The organism is Stenotrophomonas sp. (assembly GCF_032103445.1).
GTDB lineage: Bacteria > Pseudomonadota > Gammaproteobacteria > Xanthomonadales > Xanthomonadaceae > Stenotrophomonas.
The window spans coordinates 45,641-52,323 of record NZ_DAMDFR010000028.1; the positions used below are offsets into that span (position 1 = coordinate 45,641).

Here is a 6,683-nt window from a genome sequence, read left to right on the forward strand (position 1 = left end):
GGCACGCGGGCAACCCCTTTTCGGCGGTTCCCGCGTTCAATCCCGCGTTCTTCAAGGAGATGCTCATGAAACGCAACCTGATGCTGATTCTGCCGCTGGCCTTGTTGGCCGCCTGCAGCAACCCGTCCAACGAGGCTCCGGCAGGCCCGGGCCGCGACGAGCTGGCCCCAGCCCCGACCGCTGCCGCCGACCAGAAGGCGGTGGCGAAGCTCGACGCGCAGCAGCTGCTGGCCAACCACTGGGTGCTGGAAAACGCCACCGACAGCAGTGGCAAGCGCATTGATGCGCTGTTCGCACGTACCGAAAAGCCGGTCACGCTGGACTTCGTGGACGGCCGCGTGGCGGTCAGCAACACCTGCAACCGCATGAGCGGCGGCTACACCCTGGCCGACGGCACGCTGACCATTTCGCCGCTGGCTTCAACGATGATGGCCTGCACCGACAAGGCGCTGATGGCACTGGACCAGGCGGTGGGTTCACGCCTGGAAGGTGCGTTGAAGGCCGACCTCGGCAGCAACGACCAGCTGACCCTGCACACCGCCAGCGGCGACGTGCTGGTGTTCGGACCGCGACCGACCGCGGAAACGCGCTTTGGTGGCCCGGGCGAAACCGTGTTCATTGAAGTGGCCGCGCAGACCAGGCCCTGCCCGCACCCGCTGATCCGCGACATGCAGTGCCTGCAGACCCGCGAAGTGAAGTTCGACGACAAGGGGTTGAAGGTTGGAACGCCCGGTGCGTTCGAGAACTTCTACAGCAGCATCGAGGGTTACACGCATGAACCGGGTACCCGCAACGTGCTGCGGGTGAAGCGCTTTGCGATTGCCAACCCGCCGGCGGATGCGCCGTCGCAGGTGTATGTGCTGGATATGGTGGTGGAGTCGGCGGTCGAGAAATAATCCGGCATTGGGTGCCGACCAACGGTCGGCACCTACCGGGATTACATCAGCGCCGGATTCAGCGTGTAGGTCCCATGCAGCGAGGCCTCAGCCAGCACATGCCCCTGCACCGCCCGCAGCACATCGGCCGCGGTAAACGGCGTCGGCAGCTCCAGCGTCGCCACATCCAGCGCGAACACGCGGAAGAAGTAGCGGTGCACACGCTCGTCGTTGAACGGCGGGTACGGGCCGTCGTAACCGAGGTACTGGCCTTCCATGTCAGCATTGCCGGCAAACCAGCCGGTGAAGTCGTTCAAGCCTTGGCGCGCCCCGGCCGGACCGGCCGGCTGCGGCTTGCCCTTCACGGTAAAGCCTTCGCTGCAGCTGCCTTCGGCGAGCTCACGCACGTCGGCCGGAATATCGGCCATGGCCCAGTGAGTGAACGGTGCGCGCGGCTGGTCGGCCGGCACGGTGCGGTCGTGGCGACCGACCGTTTCCGGCACGGTCGGCACGTCCGGGTCGATGCACAGCAACGCGAACGAACGCGTGCCCTCCGGCACCTCGCTCCAGGCCAGCTGCGGGTTGCGATTGCCGGCAAAGCCGTTGGCATCACCGGCGGCAAAGGTGGCGGGAATCGGCTGGCCATTGACCAGACTGGTGCTGCTCAACTTCATGGGGGCTCCTTATGCTTCCGAATAACCCAGGCGGACGGCCACCGGGGTCAGCTGCGCGAACGCGGCCGACAGCTCGTTCTGGTAGGTACGCCAGTGACCGGCCGGCAGACGCGCCGGACCCAGGGTCTGCGCGGGCGGCATGACCACGCCGAACAGCCCGCCCAGGTAGTCGGCCATGGCCGCCGGGTCATTGCCGATGTTGTCGATGCGCACCAGCGCGTGCGGGTACAGATCCTGTTCGTGCAGGGTGGCCACCTGGGCCAGTGCCCGCGCCAGCCATTCGGCCGCTTCGTTGACCGAATTGACCGCGAACGGAGCCGGCGCACCGTGTGCCAGCCACTGCAGCAGCATGTCGCGCGGATCACGCAGCACCACCAGCAAGCGGCCTTCGGGCAGCTGCGGGCGCAGCGACCACAGCAGGGCGTTGTCCCACCACAGCAGCCAGTCGATCACGTTGGCATCGGCCAGGCCACGCTCGGCCAGCGCCTCGCGCCAGCGGGTCACCAGCTGCACGGGATCCAGCTTGCCGGTCGAGAGGTCCTGCAGGGTGTGGTAGCTCTGGAAGGCGTCATTCGGCGGGGTGGGACCGAAGCGGTCGCCACGCAGCACCGGGCTGGCAGCGGCGATGGCGGCGACCACGCGCTCCACGCCGGAACCCGGAGCACCCCAGACGAACATCGGGCGCGCCGCAGCGTCGCTGGCAATCTCACCCTTGTCCGGCCAGCTCAACGGAGCCTTGGCCTGCGGCGGCAGCGGCAGGCGGCGCGCGGCTTCGTCGGCATGCAGGCTGGCCCAGGTGGCCAGCGCGTCAGCCGGCCGGCCGGCGCGATCCTGCACCGCACCCAGCCACGCGCGCAGGTCGTTCCTGGCCGCGTCCGGTGCGGTGTCCATCAGTGCCTGCACGTGGGCGATGGCCGCATCGGCATCGCGTGCCAGCAGGGCTTCGACCAGACGGGTTTCGCCGGTGACGCGGCCCGGTTCGAGCGCCACGATGCGACGTGCCACGGCTTCCGCGCCTTCGGCGTCATTCTGCATGTCATGCAGACGCATGCGGGTTTCCAGCGCCGGCAGGTGCTCCGGCATGGCGGTCAGCCAGCGCTCCACCACTGCGGTGGCGTCTTCACTGCCGACGGGCTCCACCGACAGGCGCGCCAGCCACAGGTTGTGCTCCTGCGGGTGGGTGTCCACCGCGGCATCCAGCACCTCGCGTGCCTGCGCTTCGCGGCCCAGGCGCTGCCAGGCCACCAGCAGCAGCTGCAGGGTCTGGCGGTCGCCCGGCCACTGCTCCAGCACCGGCAGCAGGTGTTCCAGTGCCTGCAGCGGCTGGCCGGCCTGCAGGGCCATTTCACCGGCCAGGCGGCGCAGGCCGGGCGAGTCGCTGTCCGGGCGCGCCAGCAGCTGGCCCAGGGTCTGCGCGGCACTTTCCACGTTGCCCTGGCGCAGCGCCAGCTGCACCAGCAGGCCATGCAGCGAGGTGATGCTGGGGTTCTGCTCGAGCACGCGGCGGAACGCCTGCTCGGCGAAGGCCAGGGTGCCCTTGCCCATGTGCGCGAAGCCCAGTGCGTACAGCACGCGCGCATCGTTGGGCAGCATCTGGCTGGCGGCCGACAGCAGCGCCAGGGCTCGATCGTGGTCGTTGCGGCGCAGCGCGATCATGCCCAGCAGCGCCACCACTTCTGGATGTTCTTCGTCGACACGGGCGGCCAGGCGGGTGATCCGCTCGGCCTCTTCCACGTCGTTGCGGGCCAGCGCCAGGTGCGCCTGCATCACATACGCCGCGTGCTCGTTCGGGTTGAGGGTGGCGGTGCGGTCCAGCGCGCTGCCGGCGGCATCGAACTGGCGCAGGGCCAGCAGCAGCCCGGCGTGCTGCAGGTGCAGTTCGGCGTTGTCCGGGTCCAGGCCCAGTGCCTGCTGCAGGCTTTCCAGCGCGGCGTCGTACTGGGCCTGCTGTTGCAGGGCCAGGGCCAGCCAACGGTGTGCCTGCGGCTGCGCCGGTTCGATCTGGGTCCACTCCCGCGCCAGCTGCACGGCTTCATCGGCCGCATTGCGGCGCAGGGCATCAACAATCTGGTCTTGCATGACAGTCCGGCTTGGGCTCAAACCCCGATTGTAAGACACCCTGCCGGCCCTGCCCGCTTCAGCGCAGGGCTTCGCGCCCCAGCCGCCCGGCCACCCAGCGTTCGGAGAAGCCGTCGCCACGCCAGTTCTCCAGGAACCCGCAGTGGCCGCCCCACGGGGCGATGTCCAGCTGCGCGGTGGCTGGCAGGCACCAGCCGTTGAAGGTGGCGTAAGGAATGACCGGGTCGTCCTCGGCCATCAGGATGTCGGCCGGCACACTCAGCGCGGCCAGGCGGTCGCCGGCAATGGAATAGCCATCGAAGTAGGCCTGCAGCGAGCCGTAGTTGGTGTGATGCTCCACCAGCCAGGCGGTCAGCGCGCGGATGTCCAGCTTCAGCACGCGGTCGTCCCAGTCGCTCAGTTCGGGGAACAGGTCGCGCTTGCGGCGCAGCGACCCGGCCCACTTGCGACGGAAGTACCAGTCATACATGGCCGGCCCGTTCTCGATGCTTTCCATGGTGATGGCCGGGTCCAGCACCGGGCACACCGAGGCCCCCCGCCGCAGCGGCACGCCGGCGTCGGGTGCGCGCAGCGCCAGCCGCAGCACGAAATTGCCCCCCAGCGAGTAGCCGGCGGCCACCAGCGGCAGCTGCGGCCAGCGCCGGGCAATATCACCGGCGGCCTGCACCACTTCCTCGATCCGGTTGGAGTGGAAGATGCCCGGGTTGAGATGATGGGTGTTGCCATGGTCCCGGAAGTTAAGCCGGATCACGTCGTACCCCGACTCCAGCATGCGCGCGGCGGTCATGCGCATGTAGCTGGATTCGGCACTGCCTTCCCAGCCGTGCAGCAGCAGCGCCATGCCGACCGGTTCACGGCCTTCGATGCGGCTGTGCCAACCCTGCAGGCGCACACCTTCACCACCGTCCAGGATGAGCTCTTCGGTGACCGCCCCGGTTGCCGCAAGCAGGACCAGGCCGCGCTGCATGCGCATGCGGCTGGAACTGAGCATCGACTGCAGGTGCGGATTGCGCAGCCAACGCGGCGGACGGTAGTCGGCAGCGGTCAACATGGGCGCGAGCCTGTTACGGGTAATGACGATGGCGCGGGAACGGGCGCCATCGCTTTACTCAGCCGTCATGGCCGCCACGATGCGCGCACGCGAAGTTTCGGCGATGCGGCGACGGCCTTCAAGATCGTGGGTTTCGATGGGGTCGAGGAAGTGCACCTCGGCCCGCCGCGCCGGCTCTCCGAGCAGGCGCAGGAAGTTGGCAAAAAAGCTTTCTTTCGGGCCGAACGCCACGATGGTCTGGGCGTCACCCTGCCAGCCGTAGCGCAGCGCCACCGGCTGCACCGGCACATGGGTTTCCACCGCCGCCTGGAAGATACGCGCATGGAACGGCCCGACTTCAGTGCCACCACGGGTGCGCCCTTCCGGGAACACGCCGACCGCCTTGCCTTCCTGCAGGCGCTCGACCATGACCTGCATCACCCCACCCAGCGACTCGGTGCTGCCACGCTGGTGGAAGATGGTCTGCCCGCGTGCGGCCAGCCAGCCGACCACCGGCCAGCTGGCGATCTCGCGCTTGGCCACAAAGCCCATCATGCGCTGGCTGTGCAGCACGCTGATATCGACCCAGCTGACATGATTGGCGACGAACAGCACCGCACCCGGCAATGGTGTGCCGATGCGCTGCAGGCGAAAACCGAAGATCCACATCAGCCCACCCTGCCAGGCATTGACCACGGCATGCCCCAGCGTGCGGTTACCCACGCGCACATGCGCCCACAACGGCAACATGCCGATCAGGGTCAGGGGCAGGAACAGCAGGACGTGAACCAGCAGCAAGGGAACGCGGTACAGGTAACGGCACACACGCGCCACGCCGCCACGCGGGGCCGAAGTGGGGGAAGTCATCCGGGCACGATACTCCAGCATAGCGGGGTCTGCCAGCGGTTCTCAGGCGGCCGGGACCACGGCCAGGGTCAGCCGCGACGTGCAGACCAGCTTTCCGGCCTCGTCTTCGATGCGGATGTCCCACACATGGGTGCTGCGGCCCACATGCACGGCCCGGGCGGTACCGGTGACGGTGCCGCTGCGCTGGGCGCGGATATGGTTGGCATTGATCTCCAACCCGACGCACACCTGTTTGCGGGTGTCGACGCACAGATTGCCAGCGCTGCTGCCGAGGGTTTCGGCCAGCACCACCGAGGCACCGCCATGCAGCAGGCCATACGGCTGGCGGGTACGCGCATCTACCGGCATGGTGGCGCTGACCCAGTCCTCGCCGGCGGCGGTGAACACAATGCCCAGATGCTCGATCAGGGTGTTGCGGCTGAGTGCGTTGAGGGCATCGATCGACACCGGCTCGCGGAAAACCTGGGGCATGCAGCGTCTCCGTACAGAAAGCGGGGTTACAGGATGGGCACCAGGCCGGCACCGAAGGCGGTCAGCATACGCACCAGCAGCCACTTCGGGCCGACATTCACTTCCGGGAAGTCGCCCACGGCGGTGTAGCAGCGGTGGAAATCTGCGTGCTGCCGCGGCAACGGGGCCGGGCACTCGGGGCCGGGCTGGAACTCGTAGTCGGTGGCGTAGCGCCAGGGCCAGAAATCCAGCACCGGGAGTGCTTCGGAGGCCTTGCCCACGCTGTAGTTCAGGCCCGACAGCACCGGCGGCTTGGTGCGCGGGGCCACAGTCCAGGAATTGTCCGGCTCGATGTCGCGCAGGATGCTTTGGGCCAGCGCCTCGGCAAACGCCGGGTCGTCGATGACCACCGCGCCTTCGGTGTTGTAGTTCTCGCTGCGCGGATCGAAGTTGTGGGTGCCGATCACCCCGACCCGGCGGTCCACCACCAGCGACTTGGCGTGCAGGCCCATGCGTGCGCCGCTGCGGGTCACCGGCAGCGGCTTGTTGACCGCTTTGGTACCGAGGAACGACGGCCGCGTTTCAGCACGCAGGACGCGCCGTTCGACCACGCTGCCGTCGGTACGGCGGCGCGCGGCGGGGCCAGGCGTGGGCTGCGGTTGCGGCCGGCTGTCGGCGTCGGTCTCCGCACTGGCAGGGTCAGCCGGC

7 protein-coding genes are annotated in these 6,683 nt (G+C 68.4%); 1 reads left to right on the top strand and 6 read right to left on the bottom strand.

All coding sequences use genetic code 11. The annotated features are described in order from the left end of the window. Positions 1 to 65: 65 nt before the first annotated feature. On the top strand, positions 66 to 896 hold the full coding sequence (locus RT551_RS11810) for an META and DUF4377 domain-containing protein (RefSeq protein WP_313458835.1): 831 nt from the start codon (positions 66 to 68) through the stop codon (positions 894 to 896). Between the two features lie 41 nt (positions 897 to 937). Here the strand turns inward: RT551_RS11810 and RT551_RS11815 are convergent, their stop codons facing one another. The 6 genes from RT551_RS11815 to RT551_RS11840 form a co-directional block, all read right to left on the bottom strand. Next, positions 938 to 1,549 carry a YbhB/YbcL family Raf kinase inhibitor-like protein gene (locus RT551_RS11815; protein ID WP_313458837.1) on the bottom strand — a complete coding sequence of 204 codons (612 nt, stop codon included), beginning with the start codon at positions 1,547 to 1,549 and terminating at the stop codon, positions 938 to 940. 9 nt (positions 1,550 to 1,558) lie between these two features. Further along, on the bottom strand, positions 1,559 to 3,628 hold the full coding sequence (locus RT551_RS11820) for a tetratricopeptide repeat protein (RefSeq protein WP_313458840.1): 2,070 nt from the start codon (positions 3,626 to 3,628) through the stop codon (positions 1,559 to 1,561). Positions 3,629 to 3,686: 58 nt separating this feature from the next. Continuing rightward, positions 3,687 to 4,676, bottom strand: coding sequence for an alpha/beta fold hydrolase (locus RT551_RS11825; RefSeq protein WP_313458856.1), 990 nt, complete (start codon positions 4,674 to 4,676; stop codon positions 3,687 to 3,689). Positions 4,677 to 4,733: 57 nt separating this feature from the next. Beyond that, the gene (locus RT551_RS11830; RefSeq protein ID WP_313458843.1) at positions 4,734 to 5,525 is read right to left on the bottom strand and encodes a lysophospholipid acyltransferase family protein; all 792 of its coding nucleotides are present in this window, start codon (positions 5,523 to 5,525) and stop codon (positions 4,734 to 4,736) included. A 42-nt stretch (positions 5,526 to 5,567) separates the two neighbouring features. Further along, on the bottom strand, positions 5,568 to 5,996 hold the full coding sequence (locus RT551_RS11835) for a hotdog fold thioesterase (RefSeq protein ID WP_313458845.1): 429 nt from the start codon (positions 5,994 to 5,996) through the stop codon (positions 5,568 to 5,570). A 26-nt stretch (positions 5,997 to 6,022) separates the two neighbouring features. After that, the coding region (locus RT551_RS11840) for a phospholipase D-like domain-containing protein (protein WP_313458848.1) at positions 6,023 to 6,683 on the bottom strand (661 nt) is incomplete at its 5' end.